This window comes from Janthinobacterium sp. UMAB-60 (assembly GCF_900095235.1).
Lineage (GTDB): Bacteria > Pseudomonadota > Gammaproteobacteria > Burkholderiales > Burkholderiaceae_D > Janthinobacterium.
Genome location: NZ_LT607488.1, coordinates 43,532 through 59,342 on the forward strand (window position 1 = coordinate 43,532; position 15,811 = coordinate 59,342).

The 15,811-nt window shown below is 60.8% G+C and carries 17 protein-coding genes; 15 read left to right on the forward strand and 2 right to left on the reverse strand.

Annotation, left to right across the window (positions count from 1 at the left end):
- Positions 1-290 precede the first annotated feature (290 nt).
- The 14 genes from flhD to cheY all read left to right on the forward strand — a co-directional run bounded on the left by flhD (position 291) and on the right by cheY (position 13,310).
- The gene (gene flhD, locus K0F86_RS12865) at positions 291-608 is read left to right on the forward strand and encodes a flagellar transcriptional regulator FlhD (protein ID WP_034758381.1); all 318 of its coding nucleotides are present in this window, start codon (positions 291-293) and stop codon (positions 606-608) included.
- Between the two features lie 160 nt (positions 609-768).
- The gene (gene flhC / locus K0F86_RS12870; protein WP_219134759.1) at positions 769-1,332 is read left to right on the forward strand and encodes a flagellar transcriptional regulator FlhC; all 564 of its coding nucleotides are present in this window, start codon (positions 769-771) and stop codon (positions 1,330-1,332) included.
- Between the two features lie 102 nt (positions 1,333-1,434).
- Entirely contained in the window at positions 1,435-2,196 is a 762-nt protein-coding gene (locus K0F86_RS12875) for a class I SAM-dependent methyltransferase (protein WP_219134760.1), read from the forward strand.
- A gap of 219 nt (positions 2,197-2,415) precedes the next feature.
- On the forward strand, positions 2,416-3,276 hold the full coding sequence (gene motA, locus K0F86_RS12880; protein WP_077401985.1) for a flagellar motor stator protein MotA: 861 nt from the start codon (positions 2,416-2,418) through the stop codon (positions 3,274-3,276).
- A gap of 58 nt (positions 3,277-3,334) precedes the next feature.
- Entirely contained in the window at positions 3,335-4,312 is a 978-nt protein-coding gene (gene motB / locus K0F86_RS12885) for a flagellar motor protein MotB (protein WP_219134761.1), read from the forward strand.
- A 46-nt stretch (positions 4,313-4,358) separates the two neighbouring features.
- Positions 4,359-4,907, forward strand: a complete 549-nt coding sequence (locus tag K0F86_RS12890; RefSeq protein WP_096234722.1) for a chemotaxis protein — start codon at positions 4,359-4,361, stop codon at positions 4,905-4,907.
- Between the two features lie 83 nt (positions 4,908-4,990).
- Positions 4,991-5,356: a response regulator gene (locus tag K0F86_RS12895; RefSeq protein WP_034758362.1), complete on the forward strand. Its 366-nt coding sequence runs from the start codon at positions 4,991-4,993 to the stop codon at positions 5,354-5,356.
- A 43-nt stretch (positions 5,357-5,399) separates the two neighbouring features.
- Positions 5,400-7,601, forward strand: coding sequence for a chemotaxis protein CheA (gene cheA, locus K0F86_RS12900; RefSeq protein ID WP_219134762.1), 2,202 nt, complete (start codon positions 5,400-5,402; stop codon positions 7,599-7,601).
- 31 nt (positions 7,602-7,632) lie between these two features.
- Positions 7,633-8,139 carry a chemotaxis protein CheW gene (locus K0F86_RS12905; RefSeq protein ID WP_071078260.1) on the forward strand — a complete coding sequence of 169 codons (507 nt, stop codon included), beginning with the start codon at positions 7,633-7,635 and terminating at the stop codon, positions 8,137-8,139.
- Between the two features lie 162 nt (positions 8,140-8,301).
- The gene (locus K0F86_RS12910; RefSeq protein ID WP_219134763.1) at positions 8,302-10,014 is read left to right on the forward strand and encodes a methyl-accepting chemotaxis protein; all 1,713 of its coding nucleotides are present in this window, start codon (positions 8,302-8,304) and stop codon (positions 10,012-10,014) included.
- A 71-nt stretch (positions 10,015-10,085) separates the two neighbouring features.
- Positions 10,086-10,958, forward strand: a complete 873-nt coding sequence (locus K0F86_RS12915; RefSeq protein WP_102121798.1) for a CheR family methyltransferase — start codon at positions 10,086-10,088, stop codon at positions 10,956-10,958.
- Positions 10,959-10,967: 9 nt separating this feature from the next.
- A complete protein-coding gene (gene cheD, locus K0F86_RS12920; RefSeq protein ID WP_071078257.1) occupies positions 10,968-11,576 on the forward strand; it encodes a chemoreceptor glutamine deamidase CheD in 609 nt (202 codons plus the stop codon).
- Positions 11,577-11,693: 117 nt separating this feature from the next.
- Positions 11,694-12,764: a chemotaxis response regulator protein-glutamate methylesterase gene (locus K0F86_RS12925; protein WP_071078256.1), complete on the forward strand. Its 1,071-nt coding sequence runs from the start codon at positions 11,694-11,696 to the stop codon at positions 12,762-12,764.
- Between the two features lie 147 nt (positions 12,765-12,911).
- Positions 12,912-13,310, forward strand: a complete 399-nt coding sequence (cheY, locus tag K0F86_RS12930) for a chemotaxis response regulator CheY (protein WP_010396677.1) — start codon at positions 12,912-12,914, stop codon at positions 13,308-13,310.
- A gap of 77 nt (positions 13,311-13,387) precedes the next feature.
- On the opposite strand, the gene K0F86_RS12935 is transcribed toward cheY, so the two are convergent.
- Complete coding sequence (locus tag K0F86_RS12935; protein ID WP_219134764.1) at positions 13,388-14,140, reverse strand: SDR family oxidoreductase; 753 nt, start codon at positions 14,138-14,140, stop codon at positions 13,388-13,390.
- A gap of 282 nt (positions 14,141-14,422) precedes the next feature.
- On the opposite strand from K0F86_RS12935, the gene K0F86_RS12940 reads away from it, so the two are divergent.
- Entirely contained in the window at positions 14,423-14,881 is a 459-nt protein-coding gene (locus K0F86_RS12940; protein WP_219134765.1) for a hypothetical protein, read from the forward strand.
- A gap of 39 nt (positions 14,882-14,920) precedes the next feature.
- Here the strand turns inward: K0F86_RS12940 and panC are convergent, their stop codons facing one another.
- Positions 14,921-15,760, reverse strand: coding sequence for a pantoate--beta-alanine ligase (panC, locus tag K0F86_RS12945; RefSeq protein ID WP_219134766.1), 840 nt, complete (start codon positions 15,758-15,760; stop codon positions 14,921-14,923).
- Positions 15,761-15,811: the final 51 nt, after the last annotated feature.

Below are 15,811 nucleotides of genomic sequence, written 5' to 3' on the forward strand. Positions count from 1 at the left end.
TCTAGGTAAGCAGACTTGATTTTTATCAAGTTGTTGTAAAAAAGTGATATTTTTTACAGGCCTGAATCCGGGTAAATCCCCTTCAACGGCCACCTCCCGCATCCGCGCCGTTACTGGCGTGCGACCATGATCGAGTCGTGTTTGTCAGACAAACACCTACGGTCCTGCCCGCCATTTCCCGACCAAAAATACAGTCCTTCGCCTCTGTTGCGTTTGATGTTGCTCCTGCAGAATGTATCTCACTGGCAACAGACAACGCCAGCTGAATTCAACGGATTGAGGAGATGGAAATGACTGCTAACGACATGATGGCTGAGATTCGCGACGCTAACCTGAGCTACCTGATGCTGGCCCAGCAAATGATTCGTGCGGACAAGGTAACGGCCATCTTCCGTTTGGGCATAGCCGCCGAAATCGCCGAATTGATCGAAGGCATGAGCAATGCGCAGATCCTGAAGCTCGCTGGCGGCAACATGATGCTGGCCCGCTTCCGCTTCGACGACAGCGCCATCCTGGGTATGTTGACGAACTACAATAAAGACCGCTCGCTGGCCCAGTCGCATGCCGCTATCCTCATGGCCGGACAGGGCGTCGAAGAAATCGCTTAAGGTTCCCATCAAAACGTCCATGGCGGCGTTGCATTGCCTCGCCGTACATTCGTACTGTCTTCGGCAACGCGCCTTGCCCTGAACATTTTGCTGGCAACCTTTTAGTCAGTATCAGTTAGTCAGTATCAGTCTAGTATCAGTCAGTAGTGGAGTACACAGCATGGCCAAGAAAAGTGTCGTATCGGAAGCGCAAGAAATCCAGCTGGCCATCGAGTTGATACAGCTGGGCGCGCGTCTGCAACTGCTGGAGACGGAAGTCTCGCTGTCGCGCGAACGCCTGCTGAATCTGTACAAGGAATTGAAGGGCGTCTCGCCGCCCAAGGGCATGCTGCCCTTTTCCACCGACTGGTTCCTCACCTGGCAGCCGAATATCCATTCCTCGCTATTCATCAATATCCACAAATTCCTCGTCGACCACGCCGGCGCCACCGGCATCGAAGCCGTGATGAAGGCGTACAAACTGTATCTCGAGCAGATGCCGCCCGAAGCGGGTGAAGAGCCGCTGCTGTCGCTGACGCGGGCCTGGACCCTGGTGCGCTTTTTTAGCAGCAAGATGCTGAACATGGCGCCCTGCGGCAAGTGCGGCGGCAAGTTTGTCGTCAACTGCCTCGACCTGAACGCCGATTATGTCTGCGGCCTGTGCCATATGCCTTCGCGTGCCGGCAAGACCAAGAAGGCGCGCGATGAAGCGGCCGCGGTCGCGTCGCCGAGCATCGCCACCTGATACTGCCCCGCATCGCTCAAGCCGGAGCCGGTCGCCAGACCGGACTCCGGTTTTTTCATGGTGCTTTCGCTTACACTGGCGTTTTCCTTCTTTGACTGCCCCATGCTGCAACAAATCCTGCGCGCGCCCGCGCTCAAGGCCATCCTGATCCAGGTGCTGGCCTTTCCCTTGATGTTGCTATTGGTGTATGGCCTGGCGCGCGCAGGCGTGGCCATGTCGTTGTCCGTCGTGGCCTTGCTGCAGGGTGTGCTGGCGGCGCTCATCACGTGGCGTGCGGGACTGGCGCGCTGGTGGTGCGCCATCGGCCTGCTGTTCGCGCCCGCGCTGCTGGCGGCCAGCTTGCTGCACTGGCCCCCGGTCGTGTTCCTGGCGGCCTTTGTTTTCCTGTTGAGCTTGTATTGGTCCACGTTTCGCACGCAAGTGCCGTTTTACCCGTCGGGGCCGAAGGTCTGGCAGGCGGTGGCCGAGCTGATCGCGGACCGTCCCGGCGTGCGTCTGGTCGATATCGGCAGCGGCCTGGGCGGCCTGGTGCTGGACCTGGCGCGGCGCCGTCCCGATGGGCAGTTTTCCGGCATCGAACTGGCGCCGCTGCCGTGGCTGGCAAGCCGCCTGCGCGCGCGGCTGTCGGGCAGCCGCGCGCGCTTCCTGCGCGGCGACTACGAAGCACTCGATTTCAGCCGCTACGATGCGGTCTTTGCCTACCTGTCGCCAGCGGCGATGGCGGCCCTGTGGCGCAAGGCGGAAAGGGAAATGTTGCCCGGTAGTATGCTTCTTAGTTACGAATTCCAGATTGCCGCACGCGAACCCGATAAGACCATCGCCGCCACAGAGGGTGGCCCTTTACTTTACATATGGTGCTTTTAAGCAATTGTCTGCGTTATTTGCTTGCCCGGAGGGCAATCTCACGTTATTGTAGTTCCACACGGCATTTTCTCGGATTTGCATTGAAAAGCAACATATTTCAATTAACTCCCGGTCACTTTTTTTGCCGCTGTCTTCGTCGGCGGCGCGGCCGCCAGAGGGCAGGAACAGGTTTGAACATGCCGGGCACACAGCCCCGGCCATTATTGGGAGTCAGGGCACTTGTTAGTCATAATCGGATACATCATCGTCTGCGCCTCGGTCTTTGGCGGCTTCGCGCTGGCCGGCGGCCATCTGGCGGCGCTGTTCCAGCCGCTGGAGTTGCTGATGATCGGCGGCGCCGCCCTGGGCGCCTTCCTTGTTGGTAACAATAACAAGGCGATCAAGGCGACGATCGCCGCCTTGCCCAGCCTGTTCAAGGGTTCGCGCTATACCAAAGAGCTGTACATGGAACTGATGTCGCTGCTGTTCGAAGTGCTCAGCAAGGTGCGCAAGGAAGGCTTGATGTCGATCGAAGGCGATATCGACAAGCCCGAAGAGAGTCCCCTGTTTTCCAAGTATCCGGCCGTGCTGGCCGATCACCACATCGTCGAATTCATGACCGATTACCTGCGCCTGATGGTATCGGGCAATATGGATGCGTTCCAGATCGAAAACCTGATGGACAACGAAATCGAGACGCACCATCACGAAGGCGCCGTGCCGGCCCACGTGATTGCCAAGGTGGGTGACGGCTTGCCCGCTTTCGGTATCGTCGCCGCCGTGATGGGCGTGGTGCACACGATGGAGTCGGTGGGCATACCGCCGGCCGAGCTGGGCATGCTGATCGCGCACGCGCTGGTCGGCACCTTCCTCGGTATCTTGCTGGCGTATGGCTTTGTCGGCCCGCTGGCCAGCCTGCTGGAGCAGAAGCTGGAAGAGTCGAGCAAGATGTTCCAGTGCGTGAAAGTAACCCTGCTGGCCAGCCTGAACGGGTATGCGCCAGCGCTGGCCGTGGAGTTCGGCCGCAAGGTCCTGTTCTCGACCGAGCGTCCTACGTTCAACGAGCTGGAAGACCACATCAAGAAATCGAAAACGAAGTAAGCAGTGAACAGACGCCTGGACACCATGATTCATTTGCAGCACACGGAAGGGGGACGCCATGGCCGATGAAGGCATGCGCCCGATTATCGTCAAGCGTATCAAGAAGACGGCTGGCGGCCACCATGGCGGAGCGTGGAAAATCGCCTACGCCGACTTTGTCACGGCCATGATGGCCTTCTTCCTGCTGATGTGGCTGCTGGGCTCCACCTCGAAGGGCGACTTGAACGGCATTTCCGAATTCTTCAAGACACCGCTGAAAGTGGCGATGGCGGGCGGTTCCGGCAGCGGCGAGAGCAATTCCGTGATCCAGGGCGGCGGCCAGGACCTGTCACGCCAGGATGGACAGGTGCGCAAGGCGCAGGAAGAGCCGCAGCGCAAGTCGTTCGACCTCAATTCCGCCAAGGCCGCGCTCGAACGCGAGGAAGGCAAGCGCCTGCAGGCGCTCAAGGCGCGCATCGAAGCGACCATCGAAGCCGATCCCCTGCTGAAAAAATACAAGAACCAGTTGCTGCTCGATATCACCAGCGAAGGCTTGCGCATCCAGATCGTCGACGAGCAGAACCGTCCGATGTTTGCGCTCGCCAATGCGAATCTGCAACCCTATACCAAGGAAATCCTGCACGCCATCGGCTTCGTGCTCAATGAAGTGCCGAACCGCATCGGCCTGTCCGGCCACACGGATTCGACGCCCTACATGAGCGATGCCGGCTACAGCAACTGGGAACTGTCGGCTGACCGCGCGAATGCGTCGCGGCGCGAACTGGTGATTGGCGGCATGAAGGAAGAAAAAGTATTGCGCGTGGTGGGACTGGGCTCGGCCGCTCACCTGGACAAGCTCGATCCCTTCAATCCGATCAACCGGCGCATCAGCATAATCGTCATGAACAAACGCACGGAAGAAAATGTTTTGCGCGATGGGGCGGCGATAGAGCTGCCGGTGAGCGATGCCGCTTCCGCCGCTGTCGCTTCGGGGCTGGCGGCTGGTGCGCCGCCCGCGGCGGCGCCAGTTCCCGGCCCGGCAGCGGCGAAAAAATAACACGCAAGGCTGTCAACGCGTGGTGTACTGAAACAATGAGACCTTTATGACAAGAAAGAAAATACTTGGCTCGCATGTAAAACGCCTGCTGTCTGGCGTGTCGGACCATGGCCGCAAGCACTTGACGGAGGTGGAAACCGACCTGGTGCAGACCGGCATCTTGCTGGAAGAGGCAATCGAGAAGCTGTCCTTCAATTTCATGGCGATACACGCAGCCGTCGCTGCGCAGCAAGATACCATCGCCATGCTGCTCGCAGGCGGCGTGCCGGCCGAAGAGCAGCGGGAAAAACTGCTGGCGCTGCAGGACGAAGTGGGCGGCTACGTGAATGCCGCCATCACCAGCATGCAGTTTCAGGACATGACCAGTCAGCTGATCGAGCGTACCCTGAAGCGCGTGACGGGCTTGCGCGAGTTCCTCGGTACCTTGGGCTCGCATGGTGCGGAGATGTTGCCGGAGAGCGACAATGAAGAAATTGTCGCCTTGCTGGGGCGGGTCAGCATGGCGCTGGCGATTCAAAGCCTGGAGTTGCGCAGCGTGCTGCGCAAGGCTGTCAGTCAACAGCATTTGGAAAGCGGCGACATCGAGCTGTTCTAGCATGCCAGTGTGGAACGCTTGCGGTTGCATGGATTGATTAATCAAATACTCGGGCAGGATGCCCGGAATAAGTGGGAGCAAAGATGGCCAAAACGATACTTGCAGTGGACGATTCCAGCTCATTGCGCCAGATGGTGGCGTTCAGCCTGAAAGCCGCCGGTTACCAGGTGGTGGAGGCCGTCGACGGCCAGGATGGACTGGAAAAAGCCAAGCTGCAAACCGTGGACCTGGTATTGACGGACCAGAACATGCCGCGCATGGATGGCCTGGAGCTGATCAAGCTGCTGCGCGAACTGCCGACCTACCAGAAGGTGCCGATTTTGATGCTGACGACGGAGTCGTCGGACGAAATGAAGTCGAAAGGACGTGCCGCCGGCGCCAATGGCTGGCTGGTCAAGCCCTTCGATCCGCAACGCCTGATTGAAGTGGTCAAGAAGGTGATCGGCTGATGCCAGCCGCGCAGCGCAACGATGCACATGACGGAGTCACCCTATGACCATCGATATTAGCCAGTTTTTTCAGGTCTTTTTCGATGAGGCCGAAGAACTGCTGGCTGAAAAAGAACGGCTGCTGCTGGCCGTCGATATTGCGGCGCCCGACGCCGAAGACCTGAATGCCATTTTTCGCACCGCCCATTCGATCAAGGGCGGCGCATCGACGTTCGGCCTCTCCGACATGAGCGAGGTGACGCACATCCTCGAGTCGCTGCTCGACCGCATCCGCCAGGGCCAGATGGCCCTGACGGCGGAACACGTCGACGCCTTTTTGGCCGCCAAGGACATCCTCAAGATGCAGCTCGACGGTCATCGTCTGGGCAGCGCCGTCGACCAGGATGCCGTGGCCAATGTGCGCATGATGCTGCAGTCGTTCTCGCAGGACGTGCCCGTGGCCGCGCTCACGCCCGTCGCGCCAGCGTTCCATACGGCGGAAAAGGCAGCCGTCAGCCACGCCGGCGGACATCGCATCCGCCTGGAGCTGCCGAAGATGGAAGAGCGCGAAGTCGATGCGCTGGCGGCCGAACTGGGCTTGTTGGGCGACGTCGCCGTGTCCACCCTGGCCGACGCGCGCAAGGTGCTGGAAGTGACGACGCATGAAAGCCTGGACGATATCCTGGCCATCTGCTCGTTCGTGCTCAATCCCGACGACATGGTCATTACGCAGGCGCCGCCACTGGCGCCAGGCGAAGCCGAAGCGGCCCGCGCGGCGCAGGAAAAAGCCCAGGGTTATGGTTTCTTCGACCCGCTGCCAGGCGCGCCTGGAGCGCAGGGGGCGGCCGATCCCGGCTATGGCTTCTTCCAGCCGATCGAGGACATCCGCGCCGCCGCCGGCGTGCAGAGCGACGCCGAACAGGGCTACGGATTCTTCCAGCCGCTCGAACAGATTCGTGCCGATGCCGCCAAGGCGGGCAACGCCGGCGCTGCCGCCGTGCCGGCCGTGGCGAGCGCCGCGACCGAGGTGGAGCAGGAAAAGAAACCGGCCAGGAAAGAGGGCGACAAGGCCGGTACCGAATCGTCGTCGATCCGCGTCTCGATTGAAAAAGTCGATCAGCTGATCAACCTGGTGGGCGAGCTGGTGATCACGCAGGCGATGATCGAGCAGCGCGCCGGCGCGCTCGACCCGATGCTGCATGAGAAACTGCTCGACAGCGTCAGCCACCTGACGCGCAATACGCGCGACTTGCAGGAAGCGGTGATGTCGATCCGCATGATGCCGATGGATTTCGTCTTTTCGCGTTTCCCGCGCATGGTGCGCGACCTGGCGACCAAGTTGGGCAAGAAGGTCGACTTCATCACCAATGGCGCCGCCACGGAACTGGACAAGGGCCTCATCGAGCGCATCGTCGATCCGCTCACGCACCTGGTGCGCAACAGTATCGACCACGGCGTGGAAATGCCGGCCGCCCGCGTGGCCGCCGGCAAGACCGAGGCCGGCCGTTTATTCCTCTCGGCCAGCCACCAGGGTGGCAACATCATCATCGAAGTATCCGATGATGGCGCGGGACTGAACCGCGAGCGCATCCTGGCCAAGGCGCAGCAGCAGGGAATGGACGTGTCCGAGACGATGAGCGACGCCGACGTGTGGCAGCTGATCTTCGCGCCCGGCTTTTCCACCGCCGAGGCGGTCACCGACGTGTCGGGCCGCGGCGTGGGCATGGATGTCGTCAAGCGCAATATCAGCGCCATGGGCGGCGTGGTCGACATCCGTTCGGCGAAGGGCTTCGGCACGACGATTTCGATCTCGCTGCCGCTGACCCTGGCCATCCTCGATGGCATGTCGATCCGCGTCGGCGACGAAGTGTATATTTTACCGCTGGGCTTTGTCATCGAATCGCTGCAGCCAGCCGTTGAGGATATCAAGGACATCAGTGGCAAGGGGCAAGTGGTGAAAGTGCGTGGCGAGTACCTGCCGCTGATTCCGCTGTACCAGATGTTCGACATCGCGCCGCGCTTTACCAGTCCGTCGGAAGGCATCTGCGTGATTCTCGAGACGGAAGGGCGCAAGGCAGCCCTGTTTGTCGACGACCTGGTGGGACAACAGCAGGTCGTGGTGAAAAACCTCGAATCGAATTACCGCAAGGTAGTGGGCATTTCTGGCGCCACCATCCTGGGCGATGGCGGTGTGTCGCTGATTCTCGATGTCGCCGCCCTGATCCGTTCCTCTCGCCAGCTGGCCGACGAGTCCATTTTTTCGTAATACCGATAGATAAAAGATAGGAAAACGCACCATGTCAGATACTCAACAAACATCCGGAAGCAATACGGGCGACGGCAAGGACATCGCCGGACGTGAATTCCTGGCCTTCACCCTGGGCTCCGAAGAGTACGGCATCGATATTCTGAAGGTCCAGGAAATCCGTGGTTACGAAGCGGTCACCCGCATCGCCAACGCGCCTGAATTCATCAAGGGCGTGATCAACCTGCGCGGCATCATCATTCCCGTGGTCGACATGCGCATCAAGTTCAACCTGGGCACGCCCGTGTATGACCAGTTCACGGTGGTGATCATCCTGAACATCGGCGGCCGCATCGTCGGCATGGTGGTCGACAGCGTTTCCGACGTCACCACCCTGACGCCGGAGCAGGTGAAACCGGCGCCGGAAATGGGCACCGCCTTCTCGACCGACTACATGATCGGCCTGGGCACCATCGACGAGCGCATGCTGATCCTGGTCGATATCGACAAGCTGATGTCGAGCAGCGAGATGGGCCTGATCGACAAGCTGGCGGCGTAAGCGGCAGTTTTGCCACGCAAAGTATCACTACAGATATGCATGTACCGGCGCGAGCAGCATCTAGAGGCGCGCCGGCAGGCTGCAAGGTCCGACAGAGACCAGGCCACAACACGGCGCCGTCCGGTTGAACGGGCGCCGTTCACATAAATATTGGAGACTGTAATGAGTTTGCGCGATTTTAAGATAGGTACCCGGCTGGGGATAGGTTTCGGCAGCATCCTCGCCATCCTGGTGGTGGTGATCGTTTCGGCGAATGCACTGAATTATCGTAACAAGGCCCAGTTGCTCACGGGCCTGGCACTGGCCAGCGAAAAAAATACGCAGGCGTCGCTGATGAAAAGCGCGATGCTGGAAACCGGTATCGCCATGCGCAATATCGGCCTGCAGGGCGATGTCGGCCTGATGCAGGTGGAAGAGGGCAAGGTGCGCGAGCAGCGCAAGCTGTACGACGGCGCGCGCGGCAAGCTGGCCACCTTGGGCCTGTCCGATGGCGAGAAGACGCTGCTGGCCAATATCGCCAGGGTCGACGGCGAGGTCGACGCCGCCTTCAAGGAAGCGATGGGGCAGGTGCTGGCGTTTAACAGCGAGGGCGCGGCGAAGGTGATTGCCACCCGCATCGACCCCTTGAACAAGACGACCCTGGCCGATATCAACAAGCTGCTCGACTTGCAGCATGTGGCCCAGCAAAGCTTCATGGACGATTCGCTGGCGGCCGATGCGCGCCTCATGATGGTACTGTTCATCCTGGGTGGCGCGGCGGTGGCGATCGGCGCCTGGTGCGCCATCTTCATCACGCGCTCGATCACGGTGCCGCTGTCGGGCGCCCTGGCGGTGGCGCAGAAGGTGGCTGCCGGCGAGCTGACAGCGCGCGTGGTGGTCGAAGGCAAGGATGAAACGAGCGCGCTGCAGCAGGCGCTCAAGGACATGAACGAGAGCTTGGTGCAGACGGTCAGCGACGTGCGCACCGGGACGGACACCATCACCGTGGCGTCGCGCGAGATCGCCAGCGGCAATGCGGACTTGTCGGCGCGCACGGAAACGCAGGCCAGTTCGCTCGAAGAGACGGCGTCGTCGATGGAAGAGCTGACGTCGACCGTGAAGCAGAACGCGGACAACGCGCGCCAGGCCAACCAGCTGGCCGTGTCGGCATCGTCGGTGGCGGAGCAGGGCGGCAAGGTGGTGGCGCAAGTGGTCGACACCATGGGCTCCATCAAGGACAGTTCGCGCAAGATCGTCGATATCATCGGCGTCATTGACGGCATCGCGTTCCAGACGAATATCCTGGCGCTGAATGCGGCCGTCGAAGCGGCGCGCGCAGGCGAGCAGGGACGCGGTTTTGCGGTGGTGGCATCGGAAGTGCGCAATCTGGCGCAACGATCGGCTGGCGCCGCGAAAGAGATCAAGGGCCTGATCGGCGACTCGGTCGACAAGGTCGATGCGGGCAGCCGCCTGGTGGATGAGGCGGGACAGACCATGGGTCTGATCGTCACGTCGATCCGGCAGGTGGCCGACATCATGGGCGAGATCACGGCGGCAACGCAGGAACAGAGCCATGGCATCGAGGAAGTGAACCAGGCCATCGCGCAGATGGACCAGATGACGCAGCAAAATGCGGCGCTGGTCGAGGAAGCGGCGGCGGCCGCCGAAAGCATGCAGGAGCAGGCGCAGAAACTGGCCGACGCCGTCAGCATTTTCAAGCTGGGTGGCGAGAGCGCGGCGCAGGCGTCCGTGCCCGCGCCGGTGAAGGCGCCGGCACGGCCGGCACCGAATGTGGCGGCAACTACACGGCGGTTGGCAAAGACGGCGCAGGCCGGCACGCCACCGCCCGCGAAAAAGCTGGCGGCGGCCGGCGGCGACGATTGGGAAGAGTTCTGACGCCAACCCGGTCCCGCTAGTTATACTTGCAAAGGCATTGGTCAGAGTAGTCATAGAGAGGTAAAAACAAAATGCCGCAAACTAAAACGGATTCGGTCAAGGAATTTGATTTCACTGGCAAGGACTTCGAACGGGTCCGCGCCATGATTTACAAGCGGGCCGGCATCGCGCTGGCCGACAGCAAGCAGGAGATGGTTTACAGCCGCCTGGCCAGGCGCCTGCGCGCGACGGGCATCTCCTCGTTCGTCCGCTACCTGGACGACCTGGAAGCGGGCCGCATGGGCGACGAGTGGGAAGCGTTCACGAATGCGCTGACGACCAACCTGACGTCGTTCTTCCGCGAGGCGCATCACTTCCCGCTGCTGGCCGAGCATGTGAAAAAACTGAGCGGTCCGATCACCATCTGGTGTTCGGCCAGTTCCACCGGCGAGGAGCCGTACTCGATCGCCATGACGGTGTGCGAGGCGTTCAATACGCTCACGCCGCCCGTCACCATCATCGCCACGGATATCGACACGAATGTGCTGGCCACGGCCGCCAATGGCGTCTACAACCTGGACCGGCTCGAGAAGATGCCGGCCGACCGTGCGCGGCGCTTTTTCTTGCGCGGCAAGGGCGATCGCGAGGGGCAGGTGCGGGTGCGCCCGGAACTGCGCCAGATGATCACCTTCAAGCCGCTCAACCTGCTGGCCGACAGCTGGCCCCTGACGGGACAGTTCGACGTCATCTTTTGCCGTAACGTGATGATTTATTTTGACAAGGCGACGCAGCGCAAGATCCTGTCGCGCTTTGTGCCGTTGATGAAGCCTGATGCCCTGCTGTTTGCGGGCCATTCGGAGAATTTCCTGTACGTGTCGGATTCATTGAAGCTGCGCGGTAAAACAGTCTATGAGCTCGACCAGCCTCGGGGCGCCGCGCCCAAGGCATCGTCGCATCGTACATGAGAGTGAAATATGAGCCTGGAATCCAAAGAGCAATTTGCCACTAACGTCTATTACGACAGGACGTTCAATTGTGACGCCGCCAAGATCTTGCCTGGTGAGTATTACTTTACCAACAAGGACATGCTGATCGTCACCGTGCTCGGCTCCTGCGTCTCGGCCTGCATCCGCGACCGCGTCACGGGCCTGGGCGGCATGAACCATTTCATGCTGCCCGACGGCGGCAGCGATCCGAACAGCCCGATTTCCGCGTCGATGCGCTATGGCACTTACGCCATGGAGATATTGATCAACGATCTGCTGAAGGCCGGCGCGCGGCGCGAGAACATGGAAGCGAAGGTGTTTGGCGGCGGCGCCGTGCTGCGCGGCTTCACGGCGATCAACGTCGGTGAACGCAATGCGGCTTTCGTCATCAATTACCTGAAGGCGGAAAAGATGCGCGTGGTGGCCGAAGACTTGAACGACATCCACCCGCGCAAGGTGTATTTTTTCCCCCGCAGCGGCAAGGTGCTGGTGAAAAAGCTGATGCAGACGCACAACGACACCCTGGTGCGCCGCGAACTCGATTACGCCAGCCGTCTCAAGGTTGCGCCCGTGGGTGGCGAGATCGAGCTGTTCTAGTAACACCAGACCAAACCTACTGCGCTTCTTAGCCACAAATCACTGCCGCTCGCTACGGTTTTGTCTGGCGTTTTTACCGATTAAGAATAAGGGCCGCAAGGCCTGGAAGGATATTTTATGAAGATCAAAGTATTGATCGTGGATGATTCGGCGCTGATTCGCAGCGTCATGACGGAAATCGTGAATAGCCAGCCCGACATGGAAGTGGTGGGGGCGGCGCCCGATCCGCTGGTGGCGCGCGAGATGATCAAGCAGACCAACCCCGACGTGCTCACCCTCGACGTCGAGATGCCGAAGATGGATGGCCTCGACTTCCTGGAAAAACTGATGCGCTTGCGTCCGATGCCGGTGCTGATGGTGTCGTCGCTGACCGAGCGCGGTTCGGAAATCACCATGCGCGCGCTGGAGCTGGGCGCCGTCGATTTCGTCACCAAGCCAAAGATTTCCATCCAGAGCGGCATGCGCGAATATACCGACATGATCGCCGACAAGATCCGCGCGGCCTCGAAGGCGCGCATCCGCGCCCGCACGCTGCCGTCGGCGGGCGACCGGGTAGCCGCACCGCTGCCTGCGCTGCGCAGCCCCTTGACGTCGAGCGAAAAGCTGATCATCGTGGGCGCCTCCACGGGCGGCACGGAAGCGATCCGCGAATTTTTGATGCAGATGCCATCCGATTGCCCCGGCATCCTGATCACGCAGCACATGCCGGAAGGATTTACGCGTTCGTTTGCGCGCCGCCTCGATTCGCTGTGCAAGATCTCGGTGCAGGAAGCGGCAGGCGGCGAACGGGTGCTGCCCGGCCACGCCTACATCGCGCCCGGCCATTCGCATCTGACCCTGACGCGCAGCGGCGCCAACTACATGACCAAGATCGACCAGGGCGAACCGGTCAACCGCCACCGCCCCTCGGTCGATGTGCTGTTCCGTTCGGCCGCGCAATCGGCGGGTAAAAATGCCGTCGGCGTGATCCTGACCGGCATGGGCAAGGATGGCGCACAAGGCATGTTGGAGATGAAGGCCGCAGGAGCGTATAATTTTGCGCAGGACGAAGCCAGTTGCGTGGTGTTCGGCATGCCGCGCGAGGCGATCGCCATCGGTGCTACGCATGAGGTCGGCGCTCTGACGGCGCTGCCCGGCATGGTGCTGGGACACCTGGCTGCGCATGGCATGCGTGCTTTGCGCGTGTAAGCCACGTTTTGTATGATCTGGGGCAAGTTTGTTCGCCTAAAAGCAACGAAAATGCTATCCTACAACTTGCTGCCGTAGTGTCGACCATAATGTCGGCATTCATGTCGATATTATTAACAAACCGCTACAGAAACAACGGAGTTATTCATGGCTGATCCAAAGATGAAATTTTTAGTCGTTGACGATTTTTCGACGATGCGCCGCATTGTCCGGAATCTGTTGAAGGAACTGGGTTATGCCAACGTCGATGAGGCGGAAGACGGCGTGATGGGCCTGGCCAAGCTGCGCGCGGAATCCTACGATTTCGTCGTCTCGGACTGGAACATGCCTAATATGGATGGCCTGACGATGCTGCAGCATATCCGCGCCGATCCCGCACTGGCCAAGCTGCCCGTGCTGATGGTGACCGCCGAAGCGAAAAAAGAAAACATCATCGCCGCCGCGCAAGCTGGCGCCAGCGGTTATGTTGTCAAGCCGTTCACGGCCGCGACCCTCGATGAAAAGCTGAACAAGATTTTCGAGAAGCTGGAAAAAGCCGGCGCCTGATCCAGGCTTGACCGTTATCAAGAAAAACGCTGCCAGTGCGAACTGGCGGCGTTTTTTTTCGTCGGCCTGCACCTTGCTTACACCAGGCCGCCATTCGCGCGCAAGGTCTGGCCATTGACCCAGCGGCCATCCGGCCCTGCCAAAAAGGCCACGGCGGCGGCGATGTCGTCCGGCGTGCCCAGGCGCTCCAGGGGCGCCATCTTGCTCATGCGTTCTATCATTTCCGCCGTCTTGCCATTCAAGAACAGGGCCGTGGCCGTGGGGCCGGGTGCGACGGCATTGACGGTGATGTTCTTGCCGCGCAATTCCTTGGCGAAGATAGTCGTCATCGTCTCGATGGCCGCCTTGCTGGCGCCATAGATGCTGTAGCCGGGCAGGGCCAGGCCAATCACGCTGGTCGAGAAGTTGACCACGCTGCCGCCGTGGCGCAAGCGCGTCGCCGCCTGGCGCATGGTGTTGAAGCTGCCCTTGACGTTGATGGCGAACAGGCTGTCGAAGGTGGCGTCATCCGTGTCGGCCAGGGCGGGCAGCGCGGGTGGCATGATGCCGGCGTTGTTGACCAGCACATCGACGCCGCCGAAGGCCGCTTCGGCCGCATCGAACAGCGCTTGCACCTCGCCCGCATCGGCGACGTTGGCCTTGACCGCGATGGCGGCGCTGCCGTCGGCAAGCATGCTGGCCACCAGCTCGTCTGCCGCCGCCTTGTCGCTGGCGTAATTGACGACGACCTGCATGCCATCGCGCGCCAGGCGGCGGGCGATGGCCGCGCCGATGCCGCGCGAGGCGCCCGTGACGATGGCGACCCTGGCTGGGGTGAGTATGGTATGCATGCTGCTTCTCCTGTCATGGTGGGCGGCCCGCGCGATGTGTCTGCGAGCCCGTATGGCGATTGTGATCTTTATTGTTGCGTGGATAAAGACTGGTTTGATGGTTTTAGTGTGCAATCCAGATCAACAGTCACGGCGCCAGCCGTCGGGCAAACGCTGCCATGCAGCTGATTGCTACGCAGAATGAAATATTTCCCAAAGTTAACTTTACACGTCAACTAAAGTGGCTCATGATCGCTGCACTATTCCACCTCTGTCCCCGACCCCGACAAGAAGGAGCGCCACATGCGCCGAGCACCCGTATTATTCTTTGCCCTGAGCACGGCCTTGCTGGCGGCTTGCGGCGTGAGCCTTGAGCAAACCAGCGTCGGCCCTATCGCGCCTGCCGTCGTCGAGGCACCGGAGTCTGCCGCGCAGTTGCCTGCCGACGGCGATGGCCGGCATGCCTATCTGCACCGCGTGGGTGGCCATGATTATGTCAGCCTGAGCCAGAACGGCCCGCAGGGCGGTTTGCCGATACTCGCGGGGACGCAACGCGGTGCGCACGCCATCCGCCTGCTGGCAGCCGATCCGGCCCAGGCACGGGCCATCCTGCGCAGCCTGAGGTTGCCTGCGAACCAGCGCAAGTTGTGGGCGGGCGAGGAAATCGTGCTCGATGCGGCCAGCTATGACATGTTGCAGGCGGCACGCGGCCATCACAGGCCGCTGTTTGCCGAGCTCAAGCTGGTGGGGATGGAGAGGTAGATAAAGAAACGGGGCCGAATGGCCCCGTTGTGAATGCGTTTAAATTTCCAGATTATCAATCAGACGCGTCTGCCCCAGCTTGGCCGCAGCCAGCACCACCAGCGGTTCGCCGGCGGCCAGTTCGGCGGCGCTCGGCGCTTGCAGGTTGGCGCGCTTGCGCACGGCGATGTAGTCCGACTTCCAGCCACGGCCGTCCAGCAGCCGCATGGCCGCCTGTTCCAGTTCGCCGACGGCCAGGTTGCCCTTGCGCACTTCCTCGGCCACGAAATTGAGACCCTTGAACAGCTCCGGCGCTTCCGCGCGTTCGCTTTCCGACAGATACATATTGCGCGAGGATAAGGCCAGGCCGTCGTCGGCCCGATACGTTTCAGCGGCGATGATTTCCGTCGGCAGCGCGAACTGGCGCGCCATGTTGCGGATGATCATCAGTTGCTGGTAATCCTTCTTGCCGAACACGGCTACTTTTGGCCCCACGCACGAGAACAGCTTGGTGACGACCGTGCATACGCCTTCGAAGAAGCCGGGGCGGAATTCCCCTTCCAGGGTATTGCCCAGGTCATCGGGCGGGCGCACGCGGTATTCCTGCGGTTCCGGGTACAGTTCCTTTTCCGTCGGCGCGAACAGCACGTACACGCCTTCCTTTTCCAGCTTGGCGATATCGTCCGCCATGGTGCGCGGATATTTCTCGAAGTCTTCGTTCGGGCCGAATTGCAGGCGGTTCACGAAGATCGAGGCGACGACGGGGTCGCCATGCTTGCGCGCCAGGCGCATCAGCGACAGATGGCCTTCGTGCAGGTTGCCCATGGTGGGGACGAACGCCGTGCGCAGCTGTCCGCTGAGCTGGTCGCGCAATTCTTCGATGTCGGAAATAATTTTCATGGATTGCTTTCGCTAAAACCCCGTTGTACGGTGGTCAGTGACAAAGGGAAG